This window comes from Mycobacterium sp. UM_11 (genome assembly GCF_001414075.1).
Lineage (GTDB): Bacteria > Actinomycetota > Actinomycetes > Mycobacteriales > Mycobacteriaceae > Mycobacterium.
The window spans coordinates 11,829-32,628 of sequence record NZ_LATC01000023.1 but is presented as its reverse complement, the minus strand read 5'-3'; the positions used below and the strand labels follow the sequence as shown (position 1 = coordinate 32,628).

Here is a 20,800-nt window from a genome sequence, read left to right as displayed (position 1 = left end):
CCACCGATGGCCCGGGCCTGCACGCCATGCGAAAGCCTCTACACCACAAGCTGATTCCAGCGCCGGCGGGGAGAGGTGGCGCGTGAAAAGACTCAATGGCATGGACGCCATGCTGCTCTACAGCGAGACGCCCAACCTGCACACGCACACATTGAAAGTGGCCGTCATCGACCCCGGTGATTCGGAGTTCGGTTTCGAGGCGTTCCGCGGTCACGTGCGCCGCCGGCTGCACCTGCTGGAGCCGTTGCGCTACAAGCTCGTTGACATTCCCTGGCAGCTGCATCACCCGATGTGGCAGGAGGACTGCGAGGTCGACCTCGACTACCACCTGCGCCGGGTGCAGGTGCCCGCGCCGGGCGGCCGTCGAGAACTCGACGAGGTGATCGGCCGGATCGCCTCGACGCCGCTCGACCGCGACCGCCCGCTCTGGGAGTTTCACTTCGCCGAGGGACTCGCCGGCGGGCGGTTCGCCTTGGTGGGCAAGGTTCATCACGCGCTGGCCGACGGGGTGGCATCGGTCAACCTGCTGGCGCGCGCGATGGATCTCGAGGACGCCCCGACCGACGAACGCGAGAACGACGAAGCGGGCGTCACCGCCTCGCGGGCCGACCTGTTGCGGGCCGCCGCGCGGGACCATGTTCGGCAGATCACCGAACTGCCGGGTCTGATTCGGGACGCAGCGGTCGGAATGGCGCGGGTGCGCCGGCGCTCCAAGGAACGCGGAACCCACCCGGATCTGGCCGACGCGTTCGACGCCCCACCGACGTTCCTGAACCACGTGGTGTCGCCCCAGCGTCGATTCGCCAGCGCCACACTGCCACTCGCCGACGTGAAGGCCACGGCCAAGGCGCTGGGAATCACCGTCAACGACGCAATTCTGACGATGGCGGCCGGCGGCCTGCGGACGCTGTTGCTGGCCTACGACGGCACCGCGGACCGGCCGCTCATCGCGTCGGTGCCGACGGCCACGGACAAGTCGGACCGGATCACCGGCAACGAGATCAGCGGTCTGATGATCTCGTTGCCGGTGCACGTCGATGATCCCGCCGAGCGGGCCCGGCTGGTGGCGCTGGCGACCCGAATTGCCAAGGAAGACCACGAGATCCTGGGCCCGCAGCTCTACGGCCGGATGATGGGTTACCTGCCGACCGCGGTCGCCCCAGCGGCCTTCCGCTGGCTGGGTCGGCGCGATGCCCCGAACAAGTTGATGAACGTCGCGGTCTCCAGCGTGGTCGGACCGCGCGAGCGGGGACATTTCGGCGGCGCCGCGGTCAGCGAGATCTACTCGACCGGCGTGCTCTCACCGGGCGCCCCGGTCAACATCACCGTGTGGAGCTACGTCGACCAGTTGGGCGTGGCCGTGCTCACCGACGACCGGACCTTCGACGACCCGCACGAGGCCACGGATGCCATCAGCGCGGCGTTCGCCGAGTTGCGGGCCGCCGCGGGAATCCGCGCCTAGACCGAAAGGGCGGCGTCCAGCACCGAATAGAACAGGCCCAGGCCGTCGTCGGAGGGCCCCGTCAACGCCTCGATGGCGTGCTCGGGATGGGGCATCAGCCCGACGACGCGGCCGTTGGCGGAACTGACGCCCGCGATGTCATGCAGCGAGCCGTTGATGTTCTCGTGGTAGCGGAACACCACCCGGCCTTCGCCCTCTAGTTCCTCGACCACGTCGGCGGGGGCGACGTAGCGGCCCTCGCCGGACTTCAGCGGCACCAGCAGGTCCGCGTCGGGTTCGAAGCGCGACGTCCACGCCGTCGAGGTGGACGCCACCCGCAGCCACACGTCACGGCAGACAAAGTGCAAACCCACGTTCCGGGTCAAGGCGCCGGGCAGCAATCCGGCCTCGCAAAGCACCTGAAATCCGTTGCAAATGCCCAACACTGGCATGCCCCGATGGGCGGCGGCCACCACCTCGCCCATCACGGGCGCGAAGCGGGCGATGGCGCCGGCCCGCAGGTAATCGCCATAGGAGAAGCCGCCGGGCACCACCACGGCGTCGACGCCCTTGAGGTCGGCGTCGGCGTGCCACAGGCTGACCGCCTCGGCGCCGACACGGCGTGCCGCGCGGGCGGCGTCGACGTCGTCCAGGGTCCCGGGGAAGGTGATGATGCCGATTCGTGCCGTCACTGCTTCTCCCGGCTGATCGTCCAGTCTTCGATCACGGTGTTCGCCAACAGCGATTCCGCTATCTCGGCCAGCGCCGAGTCGTCAACCGTGTCGTCCACCTCTAGTTCGAATCTCTTGCCCTGCCTGACATCTGAGATCCCCGGATGACCGAGTCGGCCCAGGGCGCCGACAATCGCCTGACCCTGCGGGTCGAGAATCTCCGCTTTGGGCATCACGTGAACGACTACCCGGCCCACCGGCGCTCCTCCTCAGGTTTGTTTCCGGGCCAACTCTACCGGCGAAACCGCAGCTCGGCCGTTACGGGCACGAGGCAATGTAGGCGTCACACAGGGGTGCGGTCATGGCGTTCAGCACCGAGTCGTCCGCCATCGCCGGCCACGGGACCTGCGGCGGACCCGACGACCAGAGGGTCAGTTCGCTGATCGTGCTGCTCGCCGGGTGGGCGATCAGGTAGGTGTGCATGACCACGGGACCGCTGATCACGCCCGCCATCCGAGTCGTGTCGTCGCTGGTGATCGATGGTGACTGCAGCGGCGCCCGTTGCTGGCAGGTGCGCAGCGTGGCGACGGCATTGCTGAATACCGACGCCGCGATGGCGCCGCCGTTGGCCGTGTCGCCGCGCCAGTGCAGGATCTGCGCCTGCAGCTCCCACTGACCGTCCGGGTGGGCCACCGTCGCGCGGGCCACGACCGCCGAGTCGCGGGGGTCGCGCGGCACCGGGGGTGCGGAACAGAGCTCCTCGAACCGGAATCGCGGGCCGGGCGTCGCCCCGGTCACCTGCACCGCCACGTTCGCCAGCGCGGGCCAGCCGTAGACCGCGTCCAGCGGAATGGCGCGGCGCGGGATCCACGCGGAGTCGGGGACCTGGTCGCACACGGGTGGGCAGGCCTGGGGCTCGGCATGCGCGGGCACCACGACGATGAAAGCGAACGCGAGGCCGCCGACCACCACCATGGCCGCCAGGATCACCCGCATCGGCATCACTCTCCCGTCAGGGCACAATCGTAAACATGCAACTGACGCATTTCGGCCACTCCTGTCTACTTGCAGAATTTGACCACACGCGCGTGCTCTTCGATCCGGGAACCTTCGCGCACGGCTTCGAGGGCATAACGGGGCTGTCGGCCATCCTGATCACCCATCAGCACCCCGACCACGTCGACGTCGCCCGCCTGCCGGCCCTTCTCGAGGGCAATCCGGGCGCCGCCCTGTACGCCGATCCGCAAACCACCGCCCAGCTGGGCGCGCCGTGCCAGGCGGTGCACGTGGGCGACGAGCTGCAGATCGGCGAGCTGACAGTGCGCGCCGTCGGCGGCAAACACGCCGTCATCCACCCGGAAATCCCTGTGATAGAAAACATTTCGTTTCTCGTGGGCGACGGCGGCCATCGCGCCCGGCTGATGCATCCCGGCGATGCGCTGTTCGTGCCCGACGAGCCGGTGGACGTTTTGGCTACGCCGGCGGCCGCCCCGTGGATGAAGATCTCCGAGGCCGTCGACTACCTGCGAGCGGTGGCACCCGAGCGCGCCGTGCCCATCCACCAAGGGATCATCGCCCCGGACGCGCGGGGCATCTACTACGGCCGGCTGACCGAGATGACCACCACCGACTTTCAGGTACTGCCCGAAGAGGACGCGGTCACCTTCTAGCGCGAGCAGACACAAAGCGGCTAAGCAATGTCGTCGGCGACGCCGCGCCCCGCGGCCCGCCCGGAGAAGATGCACCCGCCCAGAAAGGTGCCCTCCAGGGCGCGGTAGCCGTGCACGCCGCCGCCGCCGAACCCGGCCACCTCGCCGGCGGCGTACAACCCGGCCAGCGGCGTGCCGTCGGCCTTCAGCACGCGGGCGGCCAGGTCGGTTTCTATGCCGCCCAACGTTTTTCGGGTCAGGATGTGCAACTTTACCGCGATCATCGGCCCCGCCTTCGGATCGGTCAGCCGGTGCGGGGCCACGACCCGCCCCAGCCGGTCGCCCAGATACCCGCGCGCGGCGCGGATCGCGGTGATCTGGCCGTCCTTGCTGTACTTGTTGGCCACCTCGCGGTCGCGGGCGGTCACCTCGCCCTCGACGGTGGCGTAATCCAGCGGCGACACGCCCGGCAGCTTGTTCATCGCGGTCACCAACTCCCGCAACGATTTTGCGCTGACGAAGTCCGCTCCGCGGTCGACGAACGCCTGCACCGGCCCCGGGGGGCCAGAGCGGGCACGGTTGCGCAGCAACTCGAGCACGCTGCGCCCGGTCAGATCCGGGTTCTGCTCCTGCCCGGACAGCGCGAACTCCTTCTCGATGATCCTGGCGTTCAGCACAAACCACGTGTAGTCGAACCCGGATTTGGTGATGTGCTCCAGTGTGCCAAGGGTATCGAAGCCGGGGTACAACGGCACCGGCAACCGCTTGCCGGTCGCGTCGAGCCACAGCGACGACGGCCCGGGAATGATGCGAATTCCATGCAGCGGCCAGATCGGGTCGTAGTTCGTGATGCCCTCGGTGTAATGCCACATCCGGTCGGGATTGATCACCCGCGCGCCGGCACGCTGCGAGATGCCGATCATCCTGCCGTCGACGTGCGCGGGCACACCACTGAGCAACTGCTCGGGAATGCGGCCCATCCGCTTGGGCCAATTCTTGCGCACCAGCTCGTGGTTGCCGCCGATGCCCCCGCTGGTGACGACCACCGCGGGCGCACGGAACTCGAACTGCCCCAACGCCGTTCGTGAGGAAGGCACCCCCCGGGGAGCGGCCGAGGGCTCCAGCACGGTGCCCCGGACGCCGGTCACCGCCCCACCCTCGACGATCAGCTCGTCGACCTGGTGGCGGTGCGCGAAGCGCACCGTCGAGCGGTCCCGCAGCTGACGGGCGAAGATCTCGACCAGCGCGGGGCCGGTCCCCCAGGTGATGTGGAAGCGCGGCACCGAATTGCCATGCCCCTGCGCGTCGTAACCGCCGCGCTCGGCCCAGCCGACCAGCGGAAAAATCTTGAGCCCCCAGTCGCTCAGCCAACGGCGCTTCTCGCCCGCCGCGAAATCGACGTAGGCGTGCGCCCATTGGCGCGGCCAATAGTCCTCGGGCCGATCGAACGCCGCGGTGCCCAGCCAGTCCTGCAGGGCGAGTTCGTGGCTGTCCCGGATGCCCAGCCGGCGCTGCTCGGGGCTGTCGACGAAGAACAGGCCGCCGAACGACCAAAAGGCCTGCCCGCCCAGGTTCGCGCTGTTCTCCTGGTCGAGAATCAGCACCCGGAGCCCGCGGTCCACAAGTTCACACGCCGCCACCAACCCCGCGAGTCCGGCTCCGACGATGATGGCGTCGGCGCCGAACACCGCGGCCGAAGAATCGCTCATGTCGGACCAGGGTAGTGCCCGAGCCCGCGGGCTCGAGGGGACGCTTCGTCAGGCCGCGTCGAGGATCGCCTTGTCGCGCACCCAGCGGTACACCGTCGGTGCGCAGCCGTGCATCAACGACAGATCGACGGCGTCCACCATCGCCTGCAGCGGGCCCGGTTTGCGCAGGTGGCGGGCGGCAACGGCGACCCGCACCACGCCGCCGCGGCGGGCGATCCGTTCGGCGGACAGCACCACCATGCGGCACCACCACGGTTCGGTGAGAAAGCCCTCCCCGATGCCGAGCACGCGGGAACGCACGGTGCTGTGCCGAACCAGGTCGGTGATCCCGTGCAGGTCGGCCAGAAGCCGAAAGCCGTTGTCCGGCAACGCCTTGACGACGCCTGGGGACACCACCCAGCCAGGCGCGGCGAACAGCCGGGTGCGCAGCCCAAGGTGCTCGAGCACCCGGTCGGCGGCCATCAGCCGCAGGTTGGCCTCGTGGGCCCGAAGGATGGCGAATTCGCCGCGGCGCTTCTTGGTGGCCGCGTCGTCGTAGCCGTGCAGCACGATGGCGTCGCCGGCCGATCGCCGGTTGGTCAGCCATTCGACGGTGCCCGGGTCGCGGTCGAGGCGGTAGTCACCGCTGAGCCGGGGAGCCACCAACAGCGACACCGGGACGTTGCGGGCATCCATTTGCGCGCAGAACGCCTCGACGTCACCGAGGGTGCGTTCGCCTATCCCCGAGACCGAGACGATCAATTTTCCAGCCACACCCGCAGTTTGACGATCTCAGGTGTCGGAATGGTGAAGGACACGCAGACGGCAGGCGTATATCGGTACCCGCCCTAAGGCACAGCAAACGGTTCCCAGAGGTCGGGGAATGCGATCGGTTCGATATGCTAAGCAACGCCATGGATCAGGCCCCGTACGCAGCGGCCGACACCCCGCTGCCCTACGTCCCCGCCCCGCAGCTGGGTGCGGGCGAGCGGGACTATCCCGACAAGCTCGACGCCGGACTGTTGCGGATATCCGGCGTGTGCATCCTGGCCACCGTCATGGCGATCATCGACGTCACCGTCGTCAGCGTCGCGCAACGCACCTTCATCGACCAGTTCGCCTCCTCGCAGGCCGTCGTCGCCTGGACCATGACCGGCTACACCCTGGCGTTGGCCACGGTCATCCCGGTCACCGGGTGGGCGGCCGATCGCTTCGGCACCAAACGGCTCTTCATGGGCTCCGTGCTGGCCTTCACACTGGGCTCCCTGCTGTGCGCGCTGGCCTCGAACGTCCTGCAGCTCATCGTCTTTCGGGCAGTGCAGGGCATCGGCGGCGGCATGCTGCTGCCGCTGGGTTTCATGATCATGACCCGCGAAGCGGGTCCCCGGCGGCTAGGCCGACTGATGTCGATCCTGAGCATCCCGATGCTGCTGGCGCCGATCGGCGGCCCCATCCTGGGCGGCTGGCTCATCGGCACGTCGAGCTGGCGGTGGATTTTCCTGATCAACCTGCCGATCGGAGTCCTCACCATCGTTCTCGCCGCGGTCGTCTTTCCCCGGGACCACCCGGCGCGGTCGGAGACGTTCGACGTGGTCGGGGTCCTGCTGCTGTCCCCCGGCCTGGCCACCTTCCTGTTCGCGGTGTCGTCCGTCCCGTACCGCGGCACCGTCGCCGACCGCCACGTGTTGATACCCGCGGCCGCCGGCCTGGCCTTGATCGCCGCCTTCGTCGCGCACGCGTGGCGCCGGGCCGATCACCCCCTGATCGACCTGCGCCTGTTCCGCAACCCGGTGCTCACCCACGCCAACATCGCGATGGTGGTGTTCGCCCTCGCTTTCTTCGGTGCCGCCCTGCTGCTGCCCAGCTACTTCCAGCAGGCGCTGCACCTGACGCCGATGCAGGCGGGCGTGCACATGATTCCCCAGGGGCTCGGCGCCATGCTGACGATGCGGCTGACAGGGCCGTTGGTCGACCGGCAGGGGCCGGGCAAGATCGTGCTGGTCGGCATCGTGCTGATCACTGCCGGCCTGGGCACCTTCGCGGTCGGCGTCGCCAAGCAGGCCAACTACGCGCCCACGTTGCTCGTCGCGCTGACGATCATGGGCCTTGGCATGGGTTGCACCATGATGCCGCTGTCCGTCGCGGCGGTGCAGGCGCTCGCCCCCCACCAGATCGCCCGCGGAACGACGCTGATGAGCGTCAGCCATCAGGTGGGCGGCTCGATGGGCACCGCGCTGATGTCGATGATCCTGACCAACCAGTTCATCCGGAGTGACAACATCGTCGCCGCGAACAAACTGGCGGCGTTGCAGGAGAGCGCCGCCCGCCTCAACCTCCCGGTCGATACCGCGGCCGTTCCGCGGCAGACACTGGCCCCCGACTTCTCGGCCCACCTGCTGCACGACCTCGCCCACGCGTACACGGCGGTATTCGTGGTGGCGGTCGTCTTGGTGTTGACCACGTTTATCCCGGCGTCGTTTCTTCCGAAGCAGCCGGCAACCCAGACAGTGGCGGGATAGCGCCGCCAACTTCCGATCGCGCCGGCGAACTCACCGGCGCGGGCACTCGAAGCGGGTATGGTGAAGCACGCGCAAACATCAAGCGGGTAGCGCGGGCCGTTGCTTCGGGGGGCGCCGCCGCCGATCGCTACGACGATCGGTGCAAGGGTCTCGGGTCGTTTTCCAAACAGCTCACGGGTACGGATTCGTCGGTCGAGCTGAGAACCTGAGCCGGCGCTGGCGGCAAAAGTGTAAAAGGAGCCGAAAAGCGAATAAGCATAAAAGCCGGTGGCGGCGGGAACAATCTCGATATGGTACCGACATGTTGAGCGACGCCACGGAGAAGCCACTTAGCGCGGCTTCCCGTGTGCCTTTGCCCGGTGTCCCGGTGCAACCGGACTCGGACGCCCGCGAATACCCCGACAAGCTCGACGCGAAGTTGCTCAAGATCGCCGGCGTGTGCGGCCTGGCCTGCGTGATGGCGATCATGGACAACACCGCCGTGGCCGTCGCGCAACGCACGTTCATCGCGCAGTTCAACTCGACCCAGGCCATCGTGTCCTGGACGATCGCCGGCTACATGCTGGCTTTCGCCACGGTGATCCCCTTGATGGGGTGGGCGGCCGACCGCTTCGGCACCAAACGGCTCTTCATGGGGTCGGTTCTGGCGTTCACCGCCGGCTCACTGCTCTGCGCGCTGGCGCCAAACATCTTGCTGCTCATCATCTTCAGGGTGCTGCAGGGCATCGGGGGCGGCATGGTGGTGCCCCTGAGCTTCGTCATCTTGACCCACGAGGCGGGCCCGAAACGCGTCGGCCGGCTGATGGCGGTAGGGGGAATTCCCATCCTGCTCGGCCCCATCGGCGGGCCGGTCTTGGGCGGCTGGCTGGTAGGCGCTTACGGCTGGAAGTCGATCTTCTTGATCAACATTCCGGTCGGGCTGGTAGCGGTGGCCCTCGCGGCGGTGATGTTCCCGAAGGATCGCCCCGCTCGGTCGGAAACCCTCGACGTCGTCGGGCTCTTGCTGCTGTCGCCCGGCGCGGCAATTTTCCTGGCCGGGGTGTCGTCCATCCCCGGGCGGCGGACGATCGCCGACAGCTACGTCCTAGGGCCGATGATCCTCGGCTTGGCGCTGATGGTCGCGTTCGCGTTCCACGCCTGGTATCGCGCCGACCATCCGCTCATCGACTTGAGGTTGTTCAAGAACCGCGTGGTCACCCACGCCAACATCACCTTGCTCGTGTTCTCCGTCGCCTTCGTGGGCACCGGGGTGCTTCTTCCCAGCTACTTCCAGCTCGTCCTGCACGAGACGCCGATGCAGTCGGGAATGCGCATGGTCCCGGTGGGGATCGGCGCCGTATTGACGCTGCCCTTTGCCGGCGCGTTCACGGACAAACACGGATCCGGCAAGGTGGTGCTGCTTGGGCTGCCGCTGATGGCGCTGGGCCTGGGAATCTTCACCTTCGGGGTCGCACGACAGGCCGAATACACCCCGATGCTGTTCGCCGGGTTGTTGATCATGGGCATGGGTATCGGTTGCACCACGACGCCGATCTCCTCGACGGTGCTGCAGGCGCTGAAGCCCAGCCAGGTCGCCCGGGGGACGACGCTGATCACGGTCAACCAGCAGGTCGGCGGCTCGATCGGGGCGGCGCTGATGGCCGTGATCCTCACCAACGAGTTCAACCGCAACGACCACATCCTCGCGGCCAACAAGCTGGCTGCGCTGCAGCAGGACGCCACCCACCGCGGGGTGCCGGTCGACCCGTCGGCGATTCCGCGCCAAAGCCTCAACCCCGATTTCGCGAGCGTCGTCAGCCACGGTCTTTCGCACGCCTACACGGTGGTGTTCGTGCTGGCCGTCGTGCTGATCGTGTCGACCATCATCCCGGCGGCGTTCCTGCCGAAAAAGGCGATGATCCAGACCCTCGACGCGTAACGCGCCCTACGCCTTGAACACCATCGTGGTGATGCGCCGCACCGCGTCCGCCGGGTCGGCCGCTCGAACCTGATCGCTGACGGCACCGTTGATCCAGAGCGTCGCGAAGCCGTGCACCAGCGACCATGCCGCCAACTGGGCGCCCGTGGGATCGGCTTGAGCGTCGGGATCCTCCAGCCTCGCCACCCCGCGGGCGAGTTCGGCCCCGGCGCCGGCCTCGGCGGCGATCAGTTCGGCATTCGACGCGTCGAGCAGCGACTTGTCGAACATGACCTCGTAATGGCCGGGGTGATCGATGGCGAAGCGCACGTAGGCGAGGGCCGCGTCGGCGAAGTCGCCCCGCGCCTCGATCAGCGCACCCGCTAGCAGCTGGAAACCCTCGATCGCCAGCGCGGTGAACAGGCCCCGCCGGTCGGTGAAGTGGTGCGCGGGCGCGGCGTGGGACACCCCCGCGCCCCGGGCCAGTTCGCGCAGCGACAGGCCGTCCGCGCCCCGCTCGGCAACCAGCCGGGCGGCCTCGGCCAGGATCACAGCGCGCAGGTCGCCGTGATGGTAGGTCGAACGTGGCATGTCACCAGCATACCGGCCAATCTTGACAGTGGCTAGATAGGCGCGATACGTTGACGGAGCCACAACTTGTCACTGCCTAGATTAGGAGGGTGTGATGGCACCCTTGATCGTGCTGTTAGCCGCCAGCCTCGTCGCTCGCCTTATCGGCTGGGCCGGCCTTTCGTATGTCAACAGCTGGACCGCTGCGATAGCCGTCGGCCTGGCCGCGATGTTCGTGTTGACCGGGATCGCGCACTTCGCCCCACCGATGCGGGCGGACCTGGTGGCCATCGTGCCGCCCCGCTTGCCGGCGCCGGGCCTGTTGGTCACCGTCACCGGAGTGCTGGAGCTGCTCGGCGCCGTGGGCCTGTTGTTGCCGGCCACCCGCGTCGCCGCCGCGCTCTGCCTGCTGGCGTTGATGCTGGCCATGTTTCCGGCCAACCTCTACGCGGCCGGAATGCCCGACCCACCCAAGTCGATGACGACGCGGCTACCCCTGCGGATCGCCGCCGAGATCGTCTTCCTGGCCGCCGCCACCGTGGTGGCCGTCGGCGGCAGCTAGCAACCAGGCGTATTGGAACGCGGTCTCCTGCCACGCCTTGTAGCGTCCGCTGACTCCCCCGTGCCCGGCGTTCATCTGGGTCTTCAGCAGGATCGGACTGCCGTCGGCGTTGGCATGCCGCAGGGCCGCCACCCACTTCGCGGGCTCCACGTAGTAGACCCTGGTGTCGTTCAGGGAGGTCATCGCCAGGATGGCCGGATACCGCTTGGCCTCGACGTTCTCGTAGGGCGAATATGACTTCATGTAGGCATAGACGTCCTTGTCCTGCAATGGGTTTCCCCATTCGTCCCATTCGGTGACGGTCAGCGGCAAAGAAGGATCCAGGATGGTGGTCAGCGGATCGACGAACGGGACCTGGGCGAGGATTCCCGCGAAGAGGTCCGGTGCCAGGTTGGCGACCGCCCCCATCAGCAAGCCCCCCGCGCTACCACCCAGCGCGACCAGCTGATGCGGCCGGGTGACTCCGGTGTCCACCAAATGCCTTGCCACCGCCACGAAGTCGGTGAAGGTGTTCTTCTTCTCCAACAGCTTGCCGTGCTCGTACCACGGCCGCCCCATCTCACCGCCGCCGCGGACGTGGGCGATGGCGAACACCATGCCCCGGTCCAGCAGCGACAGCCGCGCAATGGAGAAGCTCGGATCGGTGCAGATTTCGTAGGCTCCATACCCGTAAAGCAGTGCAGGAGCCGGGAATTCGATGCCGGCGCGGTACACGATGGAAACCGGGACTCGGGTGCCGTCGTCCGCGGTCGCCCAATCGCGCCGCTCCACGTAATCGGCGGTGCTGTAACCGCCGAGCACGGGTTGCTCGCGCAGCAACGTGCGTTCGCCGGTGGCAAAGTCGATGTCGTATACCCGGGCCGGGACAACCAGCGAACCCGCCCTGATCCGCAGCTTGGGCGCATCCCAGTTCGGGTTGCCGGCGAGGCCGGCCGACATCAGCTCGGAGTCGAAGGTAATCTCCTCGGGCTCCGAGTATTCGCCGTCGGAGTCGATGTCCCACACCTGGAGCCGCGGCAACGCCTCGCGCCGGTAGCTGACCACCAGATGGCCGGCGAAGGCGTCGACGCCGTCGAGCCGGACGTCGTCGCAGTGACCGATGAGCGTGCGCTGCCGGGTGGGGTCGCTGACGGGCGCCTCGGTCAACGTGAAGTTCACCGCGTCCTCGTTGTGCAGGATCAAGAACCGGTCCTGGCCGCCGACCACAGCGTGCTCGACCGCGTACTCGATGCCCTCGCGCCGGGGTAGCACGACGGTGAACGCCGCATGCGGATCCGCGGCTTCGGCGTACCGGAATTCCGAGGTGATGGAGGAACCCGACGCGATGAACACGTAGGCCTCGCTGCGAGTCAGCCCCACGCCGAGCCAAAACCGTTCGTCCGCCTCGTGATACACCAGCTCCGATGGTTCACCCGAACCCACGCGGTAGCGCCAGACCTTGTCCGGTCGGTGGGCCGCATCCAGGGTCAGGTAGTAGACGGTCCGATTGTCGGCCGCCCAGGTCGCACCCGCCCCGATGTCGGCGATCTCGTCCGGATAGACCTCCCCGGTGCGCAAGTCCTTGAAGCGCAGCGTGTAGCGTTCGTCGCCGACGGTGTCGACGGAATACGCCAACAGATTCCCGTCCAGGCTCACGGTGGCGGCACCGAGCGCGAAGAATTCGTGGCCGTGCGCCTCGGCGTTGGAGTCCAGCAGGATCTGCTCGCCGGGAATTTCGGTGTCCTCTTCCAGAACCGGCGGATCCCAGTCATCGGGATTGCTTACCGGGCAACGGCACTGAACCCGGTACTGCTTCCCCTCGAACGTGCGGGCGTAGTACCACCAGTCGCCCTGCCGCGTCGGAACCGAAAGATCGGTCTCCTTGGTACGCGCCTTGATCTCATCAAAGATCTTCTGGCGCAGCGGTTCCAGATCAGCCGTCATCTGGTCGACATAGTCGTTCTCCGCCTCGAGGTAGGCGATGACGTCGGGGCTGGACTTGTCGCGCAACCATTCATAGGGGTCGATGAAGACGTCCCCATGGTGCTCGCGGCGGGTCTCCTGCCGCTTGGCGACCGGCGGTACGGGTGTTTGCGTCATGCGCCGATCCAGTCGCCGAAGCGCAGACCCGAAATGCGTTCGTAGGCATCGATATAGCGGTCCCGGGTGGCGTCGATGATGTTTTCGGGTAGCGGCGGTGGTGGTTGCGAGCCGTGGCGGTCCCAGCCGGACTCGGGGCTGGTGAGCCAGTTGCGAACGAACTGCTTGTCGAAACTCTTCTGAACCACCCCGACCCGGTAGTCCTCGGCGGGCCAGTATCGCGAGGAGTCCGGGGTGAAGATCTCGTCGGCCAGCAACAGGTTGCCGCGCGCGTCGGTGCCGAACTCAAACTTGGTGTCGGCGATGATGATTCCCTTCGTCAGGGCGTGATCGGCGGCCTGCACGTAGATCTGCAGCGTGCGGTCGCGCAGCTGGTTGGCGCGCACCCCGCCCACCAACTCGATCACCCTGTCGAACGAGATGTTCTCGTCGTGGTCGCCCAGCGCGGCTTTGGTTGCCGGCGTGAACAACGGTTCGGAGAACTTGCTGGCCTCCACCAGGCCGGGCGGCAGCGTGATGCCGCAGACCTTGCCCGTCGCCTGATAGTCGAGCAACCCCGACCCGGTCAGGTAACCGCGCGCCACGCACTCGACGGGCAGCATGTCCAGCCGCCGCACCACCAGGCCGCGCCCCAGCACCTCCTCCGGGATGCGCGGGTCGTCCGGCGGCCCGGCCAAGTGATTGGGGGCGTCGACCAGACCGAAGAAGAAGACGCTCATCGCGGTCAGGATGCGGCCCTTGTCCGGGATCGTGCTATCCAGGACGTAGTCGTACGCCGATATCCGGTCGGTCGCCACCAGCAGCAGGTGATCGTCGTCGACGCGATAAATCTCGCGGACCTTGCCGCTGGCCAGGTGCTGGTAATCGGACAGTGCAGGGCGCATCGGGCCAGCCTATCGGTCACCTGGAAGCGGGACTTGTGTCGGGAGCTGTGCTGGGATCGAAAACATGACACCGCGGTTCTTGCCCTACTCCACCCGGCCGGGCCGGCTGATGGCCCAGCTGCTCAGCGACTTCGCCATCACCGCATGGACGGCGCTCTGGCTGCTCGTCGGCCTGGCCGTCTACGACGCCGTCTCGACGATCGCCGAGGCGGGTCGTCAGGTGGAGAGCGGCGCGCACGGCATCGCCGGCAATCTGGCCTCCGCCGGGCACGGCGCCCAGCACATTCCCGTGGTGGGCGACGCCGTCAGCAAGCCGCTCAACTCCGCCAGCCAGGCCGCGCTCGACCTGGCGGGCGCGGGCCATGACCTGGACTCGACCGCGAGCTGGCTGGCGATCCTGCTGGCGATGGCCATCGCCGCCGTCCCGATCCTCGTGGCGGACGTGCCGTGGCTTCTGCTGCGGCTGCGGTTCTTTCGGCGCAAGTTGACGGTTACCGCGCTGGCCGCCACCCCGGCCGGCGAGCAGCTGCTTGCCCTGCGGGCGTTGACGAACCGGCCGCCGGGACAACTCGCCGCGGTCGGCGCGGACCCGGTCGGTGGGTGGCGGCGCGAAGATCCGGTCACCATCCGGGCGCTAGCCGCGCTCGAGCTACGGGCGGCCGGCATCTCGGTCGGCGGACGGTAAGGCCGCGCGCCCGAGCAGCAGCAGCCCGGCGGCGGCGACAACCAGCCACGCCGCCAACGCATCCCAGAAGAAAACCAGCGAGACCGTGAGCAACGACCGCTGACCGATTTCGACGGCCATCGCGTAGCTGGCGGCGGAATACATGCCCAACGGGAACACGAACGCCCACCAGACGCCGGCGAAATGCAGCATGCTGGGGCGCCGGCTGATCCGGTGCAGGCCGAAGTAGATCAGCGGCGGTATCCACAGGGTGGCCACCACCCACGTGATGATCGTGGCGGCCCGCACCGGCCCGGCAAGCCACGCGGGGGCCAGCGATCCGATGTTGTCACCGGCCAGGGTCGCAATCGCCATGCCGCCCATCAGGATCCAGCTGTCGGGCTCGAACCCGTCGCGGTCCTGCCGCTCGTTGGCGACCCGCCAGAGCATGAGCCAGGTCATCAATGCGTAGATGCCGATCGCCCCCACCCAGAGCAGCACGGCAACGGCCAGCCACCAGCGATGGCCGGTGTGAGCGGCCGCCCACGCGATCACGATGGCCAACCCGGACGTTCCCACGCTGGCCAGTTCCCACGCCCCATGTGCTTGGTCACGCAGCGCCGTGAACCGACACGCCAGCATGTTTCGCGCGCTGAGCCCGATCAACACCAGCCATGAGCACAAGCCCACCGCGCCGAGCACCCGCACCACCCACACGTTCGACGACAAGCGGGTGTCGATCACCGCGCACGCGGCGACGAAGGTGAACAACCGAAGGGTTACGTCGGGGTCCTTCAGATCCCAGCGCACCCCGCGGCGCCCGACGAAAACGGCCACCACGGCCACCAGCAAGACCAGGCCGACGGTGGCGAGCACGCCCAGCGCGTCGCTGATCCAGCTGTAGCGGTGGTTGCGCGCGGCGATCGACAAGATCCCGGTCGCCATCACCGCGGCGAAGACGTCCGGTGTCGGCGCGACATCGGCGCGTCGGATCGTCACCGCCCCTCGACGAGTTCCACCACCAGGTGCCGAATGCCGGTATGCCGATTGCTGCGGGCCCATTCGACGGGCCGGACAACCCGCACCGCACCGAACCGGGAGAACAACTCCTCGTAGAGCACACGCAGTTCCAGTCGCGCCAGGTTGGCGCCCAGGCAGTAGTGCACGCCTTGCCCAAAACCCAGATGCGGATTGGGCTTTCGGTTGATGTCGAACTCGTCGGCGCGCTCGAACACGCCGGCGTCACGATTCGCGGAGCCCTCCCAGACCTGAACCTTCTGTCCCGCCTCGATGGTCTGCCCGCCGAGCGTGGCGTTGCGCGTGGCGGTCCGCCGCTTGGACGGCGACGGCGACGTCCACCGCACGATCTCCTCGACAGCCGTCGGCAGCGAATCGAGATCGGCACGCAGCGCCCGAAGTTGCTCCGGATGGCCGGCCAGCGCCAGCAGCCCCCCGGCGACCGCGTTGCGCGTCGTCTCCGCGCCGGCGCTGAACAGCAGGCTGAAGAACAAGTAGAGCTCGAGATCCGAAAGCGATGGCGCATCCGGATCGTCGACCATCGCGTTGGCCACGACCGACAGCATGTCGTCGGTCGGTTCCGCCCGTTTCGCCGCGATCAACTGCTGGCCGTAGGAGTACATCCGCGACCCGGCCTCTTCGACGGATAGCTGAGAAAGGGACGCCTTGCGTGAACCACCGAAATCGAACTGGGGCTCGATGGCCTCGAACAGCCAATGACGTTCGGACTCAGGCACTCCCAGCAGGATGCAGATCATCTGCATAGGCAGCTCGGCGGCGATGTCGACCAGGAAGTCGAACGGCTCGCCGGGCACCACCGCGTCCAGCAGTCGACGCGCCCGCGCCCGCAGATCGTCTTCCACCAGCCGGATCATTCGCGGCGTCAGCCCGGAGCTGACCAGTCGGCGGATCTGCGAGTGACGCGGGTCGTCCATCATGTTGAGCACCTGGCCCGCGATGGCCAGGTCCTGCAGCAGCGTGCCACCGTACGGCCGGGCCCCGCCGGTGACCGAGGAATACGTCGCCGGATCCTTCAGTACCTCAAGCGTTTCCGCGTAGGTGGCGACGGACCAGAAGCCCTCGCCGTCCGGCGTGTTGTCGGTGGGCTCGTGCCAGTACACGGGCGCCTCGCGGCGGTGGATGGCGAACAGGTCGTGCGGAAAGCCGTTGGCGAAGTTGTCGAGATCGGTGAAGTCGATCCCCGCGAGCGCGCCGGCGAGGGTCACAGGATCGCACCCGGGGCGTACTTGGCGGCGTCCGGGTAGCGGCTCACCAGCGCGTCGACCATCGCGGCCACCTCGCCCACCTGGTCACCGGCGGCGCCGATGAACGCCTTCTTGTCGGCCAGCGCGGCATCCAGGGTGGCCCGGTCCAGCGGCAGCCGCTCATCGGCGGCCAACCGGTCCAAGAGATCGGGTTCCGCGCCGCGTTCCCGCATGGCCAGGGCGGTCGCGACCGCGTGTTCGCGGATCACATGGTGCGCCGCCTCGCGCCCGACGCCCGCCCGCACCGCGGCCATGAGCACCTTGGTGGTGGCCAAAAACGGCAGGTAGCGGTCCAACTCGCGGGTGATCACCGCGGGGTAGGCGCCGAATTCGTCGAGCACGGTCAGGAACGTCTCGATCTGACCGTCGATGGCAAAGAAGCTGTCCGGCAAGGCGACTCGGCGCACCACCGAGCAGAACACGTCGCCCTCGTTCCACTGGGCGCCGGCCAGCTCGGCGGCCATCGAGGCGTAGCCGCGCAGCACCACCTGAAGCCCGTTGACCCGCTCGCAGCTGCGCGTGTTCATCTTGTGCGGCATCGCCGACGACCCGACCTGGCCCTCCGCGAACCCCTCGGTGACGAGTTCATGCCCGGCCATCAGCCGGATGGTGTGGGCCATCGACGACGGCCCGGCGCCGAGCTGCACCAGGGCGGAAAGCACGTCGTGGTCCAGCGAACGCGGATAGACCTGCCCGACGCTGGTCAAAACCGTTGCGAAACCGAGGAATTGGGCGACCCGCCGCTCGAGTTCGGCCAGTTTGGCCGTGTCGCCGTCCAGCAGGTCCAGCATGTCCTGCGCGGTGCCCATCGGGCCCTTGATGCCGCGCAGCGGGTAGCGGTCGATCAACTCGCGCAGCCGGGTGAGAGCGACAAGCGTCTCTTGCGCGGCCGACGCGAACCGCTTGCCCAACGTGGTGGCCTGCGCGGCGACGTTGTGGCTACGTCCGGCCATCACCAGGTCGCGGTAGGCGACCGCGCGCTCGGCGAGCCGCGCCACCACCGCAATGCCATGGGAGAACACCAATTCCATGGACCGCCGGATCTGCAGCTGCTCCACGTTCTCGGTGAGGTCGCGGCTGGTCATCCCCTTGTGCACGTGCTCGTGACCGGCCAGGGCGTTGAACTCTTCGATGCGGGCCTTGACGTCGTGGCGCAGCACCCGTTCGCGCCCGGCGATCGAGGCGAGATCGACGTCCTCGAGCACCCGCTCGTAGTCGGCGATGGCCTCCGACGGCACGTCGATCCCGAGTTCCGCCTGGGCCCGCAACAGCGCGAGCCACAGCCGGCGCTCCGCGACCACCTTGGCCTCCGGCGACCAGATCGCGACCATCTCCGCGCTGGCGTACCGGGCGGCCAGGACGTTCGGAATGCTCACGACATAGAGCTTACGATCGGTCTCCCCCGGTGACCGGCTTGCGGTCACATTGGCCCATCGGCCTCCACACCCTTCGGCCACCCCCGCCGCCGAATTGTCGCTGTGAGGCGGGCACTTCACCAATCCCTCCGGAAATTGGGGCCAATGGAACCGATGTGGCTCATCGCGGCGCCATATCCTGTGCGGGATGTACTTCGCGGGCGTCGATCTGGCCTGGGCCGGGCGCAACCCCACCGGTGTGGCGGTGGTCGACGACGCCGGCCGCCTCGTGCACGTCGGTGCCGCCGGCGACGACACTTCCGTGCTGGCCGCGTTGTCGCCCTATGTGCAGGGGAGTTGCCTGGTTGGCTTCGACGCGCCGCTGGTGGTGACCAACCCGACCGGCCAGCGTCCCGCGGAAGCGGCGCTGAACCGCGACTTCCGCAGGTTCCAAGCCGGGGCGCACCCGGCCAACACCGCAAAGCGCGAGTTCGCCGACGGCCCGCGTGCGGCGCGCCTGGCGCATGCGATGGGGCTCGACATGGATCCGCGGTCGGCGGCCCCGCGGCGCGCCATCGAGGTCTACCCCCATCCGGCGACGGTGGTGCTGTTCCGGCTGGAGCGAACACTGAAGTACAAGGCGAAGCCGGGCCGGGACCTCGAGCAGCTCAAATCCGAGCTGCTCTTGCTGATGGACGGCATCGAGAAGCTCGCGCACGCCGCGGTACCCCTACACGTGTCCGGCCATGACGATTGGCTTCTATTGCGTAACCGCGTAACCACAGCTCAGCGCAAAAGCGAGCTGCGCCGCGCCGAGGATCCGGTCGACGCGGTCGTCTGCGCCTATGTGGCGCTCTACGCGCAGCGTTGCCCGGCGGAGGTGACGATTTACGGCGACTTCGCCACGGGATACATCGTGACGCCATCGCTGCCCGCGGACCGCACGGGCCGCTGATCGATGGGCGCAAGCACGTCGATGAGGTCGACCACCGTCCCCAGTGCCGCGGCGCGGGGGTCGCGCCCCTCGACCAAGGCGGACACCACCGAGCCGTCGACCGCGCAGATCAGCGTGCATACCAACTCGATGTGCACCGTCCGGCCCGAACGCTCGATGGCTTCGGCCACGGCCTCGGCGCGCTGTCGCAGGCTGCGACGCATGGTTTCGCGCAACGCGGGCAACCGCGTGCACGCGATGTGTCGCTCGTAGCGCGAGATCAGTTGGTCGCTCAGTCCCGGACTGGACACATCCCCAACGAGCAGGTCGACCAACACCTCGGCGATGGTCTCGGGTCCGCGGCGGCGGCGGGACAACGCGGTGACCCGCGACCGCAACTGCGCCACTTCGATCATCGCTATGTGTTCGACGGCGCGTGCGATCAAATCGTCAAGGGACGAGAAGTAATACGTGGTAGACGCCAACGGCAGTCCGGCCCGCCGGGCGACCGCGCGGTGCCGCACCGCCTCGAAGCCGCCTTCGGCAAGCAGCTCGGCGGCGGCGCTCACGAGCGCATACCGTCGACGTTCTCCCTTGGGAGTGACTGCTGCCGTCACGAGTAGCCATCGTGCCAGCCAAAGTGGTACTGCATTGCCATTTCCGCCAAACGCTTCGCCAAACCAACGTGGCATGATGGCCCGCATGCCCGACTTGAGCCGCCGTGCCCTGATGGGCCTCGGCGCCGGTGCGGTGGGCGCGTACGCGCTCGACATCCTGCTCAAGCCGCGGCCGTCTCAGGCCATGCCGTCGCCGGCCGCCACCCGGGCGCCGCTGGCACCACCGCCACCGGCGCCCCTCGAGCCGGCTCGCCCGGGTCAGCCCGCGCCCACGATGGTGACGGGCTCCTTCGTCTCGGCGGCGCGCGGCGGAATCAACACCAACTGGGCCATCGCCCGGCCACCCGGTCAGACCAAGCCGCTGCGACCGGTGATCGCGCTGCACGGCAAGGGCAGTGACGCGTCGACGGTGATGGCCGGCGGCGTCGAACAGGGCCTGGCGCAGGCCGTCAACGCGGGGCTGCCGCCCTTCGCGGTGGTCGCCGTCGACGGCGGCGGCAGCTATTGGCACAAGAGGGCGTCCGGCGAGGACAGCGGGGCCATGGTGCTCGACGAGCTGATCCCGATGTTGAGCACCCAGGGCCTGGACACCTCCCGGCTGGCGTTTTTGGGCTGGTCGATGGGCGGCTACGGTGCGCTGCTGCTCGGCGGGCGACTGGGCCCGGCGCGCACCGCGGCGATCTGCGCGGTCAGTCCCGCCCTGTGGCTCTCCTCGGGCGCGGCGGCACCCGGGGCGTTCGACGGGCCCGACGACTTCGCGGCGAACTCGGTGTTCGGGATGCCGGCGCTGGGCTCCATTCCCATTCGCGTCGATTGCGGCGACAGCGATCCGTTCTACGCCGCGACCAAGCAGTTCATCGCGCAACTGCCCCATCCGCCGGCGGGCGGCTTCTCGCCCGGCGGTCACAACGGCGAGTTCTGGAGTTCGCAGCTGCCGGCCGAGCTGACGTGGATGGCGCCGCTGTTGGCGGCGTGATTTCGGGCCCGC

19 protein-coding genes and 1 pseudogene are annotated in these 20,800 nt (G+C 68.1%); 8 read left to right on the top strand and 12 right to left on the bottom strand.

Annotation, left to right across the window (positions count from 1 at the left end):
- Nucleotides 1–82: 82 nt before the first annotated feature.
- Nucleotides 83–1,462, top strand: coding sequence for a wax ester/triacylglycerol synthase family O-acyltransferase (locus tag WU80_RS08505; RefSeq protein ID WP_197281176.1), 1,380 nt, complete (start codon nucleotides 83–85; stop codon nucleotides 1,460–1,462).
- Here WU80_RS08505 and purQ read toward each other — a convergent pair.
- From purQ to WU80_RS08490, 3 genes and pseudogenes are all read right to left on the bottom strand, one after another.
- Nucleotides 1,459–2,133 (bottom strand): phosphoribosylformylglycinamidine synthase subunit PurQ, encoded by a 675-nt coding sequence (gene purQ / locus WU80_RS08500; protein ID WP_055401765.1) that lies wholly within the window; start codon nucleotides 2,131–2,133, stop codon nucleotides 1,459–1,461. The two genes, WU80_RS08505 and purQ, sit on opposite strands and share 4 nt — an antisense overlap.
- On the bottom strand, nucleotides 2,130–2,369 hold the full coding sequence (purS, locus tag WU80_RS08495) for a phosphoribosylformylglycinamidine synthase subunit PurS (protein WP_055401763.1): 240 nt from the start codon (nucleotides 2,367–2,369) through the stop codon (nucleotides 2,130–2,132). Before purS ends, purQ begins: the two co-directional genes overlap by 4 nt.
- Before the next feature lie 61 nt (nucleotides 2,370–2,430).
- Nucleotides 2,431–3,167: pseudogene (locus tag WU80_RS08490) on the bottom strand (ATPase).
- On the opposite strand from WU80_RS08490, the gene WU80_RS08485 reads away from it, so the two are divergent.
- A complete protein-coding gene (locus tag WU80_RS08485; protein WP_055401758.1) occupies nucleotides 3,144–3,782 on the top strand; it encodes an MBL fold metallo-hydrolase in 639 nt (212 codons plus the stop codon). The pseudogene WU80_RS08490 and the gene WU80_RS08485 overlap by 24 nt on opposite strands.
- A gap of 20 nt (nucleotides 3,783–3,802) precedes the next feature.
- On the opposite strand, the gene WU80_RS08480 is transcribed toward WU80_RS08485, so the two are convergent.
- On the bottom strand, nucleotides 3,803–5,470 hold the full coding sequence (locus WU80_RS08480) for an FAD-binding dehydrogenase (RefSeq protein ID WP_055401756.1): 1,668 nt from the start codon (nucleotides 5,468–5,470) through the stop codon (nucleotides 3,803–3,805).
- Between the two features lie 48 nt (nucleotides 5,471–5,518).
- Nucleotides 5,519–6,223: a DUF2334 domain-containing protein gene (locus WU80_RS08475; protein ID WP_055401754.1), complete on the bottom strand. Its 705-nt coding sequence runs from the start codon at nucleotides 6,221–6,223 to the stop codon at nucleotides 5,519–5,521.
- Between the two features lie 125 nt (nucleotides 6,224–6,348).
- Between WU80_RS08475 and WU80_RS08470 the strand changes: the two genes are divergently transcribed.
- A complete protein-coding gene (locus WU80_RS08470) occupies nucleotides 6,349–7,968 on the top strand; it encodes a DHA2 family efflux MFS transporter permease subunit (RefSeq protein ID WP_055401752.1) in 1,620 nt (539 codons plus the stop codon).
- Between the two features lie 301 nt (nucleotides 7,969–8,269).
- Nucleotides 8,270–9,886, top strand: coding sequence for a DHA2 family efflux MFS transporter permease subunit (locus WU80_RS08465; RefSeq protein ID WP_055401750.1), 1,617 nt, complete (start codon nucleotides 8,270–8,272; stop codon nucleotides 9,884–9,886).
- A 6-nt stretch (nucleotides 9,887–9,892) separates the two neighbouring features.
- Here the strand turns inward: WU80_RS08465 and WU80_RS08460 are convergent, their stop codons facing one another.
- Nucleotides 9,893–10,456 (bottom strand): TetR/AcrR family transcriptional regulator, encoded by a 564-nt coding sequence (locus WU80_RS08460; RefSeq protein WP_055401748.1) that lies wholly within the window; start codon nucleotides 10,454–10,456, stop codon nucleotides 9,893–9,895.
- Between the two features lie 94 nt (nucleotides 10,457–10,550).
- Between WU80_RS08460 and WU80_RS08455 the strand changes: the two genes are divergently transcribed.
- Nucleotides 10,551–10,997, top strand: coding sequence for a DoxX family protein (locus tag WU80_RS08455; protein WP_055401746.1), 447 nt, complete (start codon nucleotides 10,551–10,553; stop codon nucleotides 10,995–10,997).
- Here the strand turns inward: WU80_RS08455 and WU80_RS08450 are convergent.
- A complete protein-coding gene (locus tag WU80_RS08450) occupies nucleotides 10,926–13,076 on the bottom strand; it encodes a S9 family peptidase (RefSeq protein WP_055401744.1) in 2,151 nt (716 codons plus the stop codon). The two genes, WU80_RS08455 and WU80_RS08450, sit on opposite strands and share 72 nt — an antisense overlap.
- Entirely contained in the window at nucleotides 13,073–13,960 is an 888-nt protein-coding gene (locus WU80_RS08445; RefSeq protein WP_055401742.1) for a phosphoribosylaminoimidazolesuccinocarboxamide synthase, read from the bottom strand. The genes WU80_RS08450 and WU80_RS08445 overlap by 4 nt, the downstream gene beginning before the upstream one ends.
- 64 nt (nucleotides 13,961–14,024) lie before the next feature.
- Between WU80_RS08445 and WU80_RS08440 the strand changes: the two genes are divergently transcribed.
- Nucleotides 14,025–14,645, top strand: coding sequence for a hypothetical protein (locus WU80_RS08440; RefSeq protein WP_055401740.1), 621 nt, complete (start codon nucleotides 14,025–14,027; stop codon nucleotides 14,643–14,645).
- Here WU80_RS08440 and WU80_RS08435 read toward each other — a convergent pair.
- From WU80_RS08435 to purB, 3 genes are read right to left on the bottom strand one after another with little or no spacing between them, the layout of a single operon-like run.
- The gene (locus WU80_RS08435) at nucleotides 14,610–15,623 is read right to left on the bottom strand and encodes a tellurite resistance/C4-dicarboxylate transporter family protein (protein ID WP_055401738.1); all 1,014 of its coding nucleotides are present in this window, start codon (nucleotides 15,621–15,623) and stop codon (nucleotides 14,610–14,612) included. The two genes, WU80_RS08440 and WU80_RS08435, sit on opposite strands and share 36 nt — an antisense overlap.
- Nucleotides 15,620–16,867, bottom strand: a complete 1,248-nt coding sequence (locus tag WU80_RS08430; protein ID WP_055401736.1) for a cytochrome P450 — start codon at nucleotides 16,865–16,867, stop codon at nucleotides 15,620–15,622. Before WU80_RS08430 ends, WU80_RS08435 begins: the two co-directional genes overlap by 4 nt.
- Entirely contained in the window at nucleotides 16,864–18,282 is a 1,419-nt protein-coding gene (gene purB, locus WU80_RS08425; protein ID WP_055401734.1) for an adenylosuccinate lyase, read from the bottom strand. Before purB ends, WU80_RS08430 begins: the two co-directional genes overlap by 4 nt.
- 187 nt (nucleotides 18,283–18,469) lie before the next feature.
- Between purB and WU80_RS08420 the strand changes: the two genes are divergently transcribed.
- Nucleotides 18,470–19,216, top strand: a complete 747-nt coding sequence (locus WU80_RS08420) for a DUF429 domain-containing protein (RefSeq protein WP_055401732.1) — start codon at nucleotides 18,470–18,472, stop codon at nucleotides 19,214–19,216.
- Here the strand turns inward: WU80_RS08420 and WU80_RS08415 are convergent.
- On the bottom strand, nucleotides 19,150–19,812 hold the full coding sequence (locus WU80_RS08415; protein WP_055401730.1) for a TetR/AcrR family transcriptional regulator: 663 nt from the start codon (nucleotides 19,810–19,812) through the stop codon (nucleotides 19,150–19,152). The two genes, WU80_RS08420 and WU80_RS08415, sit on opposite strands and share 67 nt — an antisense overlap.
- Before the next feature lie 73 nt (nucleotides 19,813–19,885).
- On the opposite strand from WU80_RS08415, the gene WU80_RS08410 reads away from it, so the two are divergent.
- On the top strand, nucleotides 19,886–20,788 hold the full coding sequence (locus WU80_RS08410; RefSeq protein ID WP_055401728.1) for an alpha/beta hydrolase-fold protein: 903 nt from the start codon (nucleotides 19,886–19,888) through the stop codon (nucleotides 20,786–20,788).
- The last annotated feature ends 12 nt before the right edge of the window (nucleotides 20,789–20,800 follow it).

Coding starts and splice junctions, on each gene's coding strand:
- WU80_RS08485 (WP_055401758.1), top strand. CDS start 3,144: ATGCAACTGACGCATTTCGGCCACTCCTGTCTACTTGCAGAATTTGAC.
- WU80_RS08480 (WP_055401756.1), bottom strand. CDS start 5,470: ATGAGCGATTCTTCGGCCGCGGTGTTCGGCGCCGACGCCATCATCGTC.
- WU80_RS08470 (WP_055401752.1), top strand. CDS start 6,349: ATGCTAAGCAACGCCATGGATCAGGCCCCGTACGCAGCGGCCGACACC.
- WU80_RS08465 (WP_055401750.1), top strand. CDS start 8,270: ATGTTGAGCGACGCCACGGAGAAGCCACTTAGCGCGGCTTCCCGTGTG.
- WU80_RS08460 (WP_055401748.1), bottom strand. CDS start 10,456: ATGCCACGTTCGACCTACCATCACGGCGACCTGCGCGCTGTGATCCTG.
- WU80_RS08455 (WP_055401746.1), top strand. CDS start 10,551: ATGGCACCCTTGATCGTGCTGTTAGCCGCCAGCCTCGTCGCTCGCCTT.
- WU80_RS08450 (WP_055401744.1), bottom strand. CDS start 13,076: ATGACGCAAACACCCGTACCGCCGGTCGCCAAGCGGCAGGAGACCCGC.
- WU80_RS08445 (WP_055401742.1), bottom strand. CDS start 13,960: ATGCGCCCTGCACTGTCCGATTACCAGCACCTGGCCAGCGGCAAGGTC.
- WU80_RS08440 (WP_055401740.1), top strand. CDS start 14,025: ATGACACCGCGGTTCTTGCCCTACTCCACCCGGCCGGGCCGGCTGATG.
- WU80_RS08420 (WP_055401732.1), top strand. CDS start 18,470: ATGTACTTCGCGGGCGTCGATCTGGCCTGGGCCGGGCGCAACCCCACC.
- WU80_RS08410 (WP_055401728.1), top strand. CDS start 19,886: ATGATGGCCCGCATGCCCGACTTGAGCCGCCGTGCCCTGATGGGCCTC.